Source organism: Parendozoicomonas callyspongiae, from assembly GCF_023502345.1.
Taxonomy (GTDB): Bacteria; Pseudomonadota; Gammaproteobacteria; order Pseudomonadales; family Endozoicomonadaceae; genus Sansalvadorimonas; species Sansalvadorimonas callyspongiae.
In genome coordinates this window covers 1-840 of the sequence record NZ_JAMFLX010000113.1, presented here as the reverse complement: position 1 = coordinate 840, position 840 = coordinate 1, and the positions used below count along the sequence as shown (strand labels likewise).

Here is an 840-nt window from a genome sequence, read left to right as displayed (position 1 = left end):
TGGAGCAGTGACTGGTGATCCCCGTCCTTTGCAACGATGATAAAACCATGATCATAAGATTGTACGAGCTGGATAGTTGGCCCGTCAGAGTACAGTCCGTCCATTGCGAGAACGAGTTTCAGGTGGGGATGCTCAGACTGGATATGTTCCAGCAAACGCTTCAGAGCATTTTTCTCACAGTCATTTTTGCTGGCATCCACCTGCTGGATAATGGGTTCCGGCATCAGGGGTAACACTTCTTTCATGCCGGGCTTGACCAGGCATATGGCTAACAACTGATGGTAATACTGGGGCTTCTTGCCTTTGGGTTTTTTACAACAACACTCCGGGCAGTGAATGGCATCCGATGCAAAGTGTCCGGTACCATCAATGGGGGCCAGGTAGCCCTCATCCAGGTACCGGAAGCGTTTCAGCCAGTTTGAGCGTTGAACCCTGGCAAACAGTATTGTGTAGAGCTTGCGGAAATAATCCGTGTCCACAGGGTCCAGCAGTTCCCGCATATAGGTATCACAGGGAACCTTGTTTATGTGATACAGGGTTTTCAGGTTGTGGGCGATCTCTTCTTTGGGCTTGTCCCTTTCAAAAGCCAGTAGTGATGGGTACTTGAGATGCATCACAGCCAGCGCGGACATGATGGCATCATGCAGTGTGATTTTGCTGTCACACTGATTGGGACGTGTGTCCGGGATGGTGGCAACGTACTGTGAAACGGCTCTGATCAGGTTATCAGCCAGTACGTTTTGGCTAGAACGTGGCACGATGATTAACCAGTAAAACTTATTTGCAGATGGTACAGGCAGGATAAAACATAGCTGAAAGTTTACGACTTGGCTGATTATC

Annotated in this window: 1 protein-coding gene; it reads right to left on the bottom strand. The window is 49.0% G+C overall.

The features are described from left to right. On the bottom strand, positions 1–758 hold a 758-nt coding region (locus M3P05_RS20515), incomplete at its 3' end, for a hypothetical protein (RefSeq protein ID WP_249701998.1). Positions 759–840 lie beyond the last annotated feature (82 nt).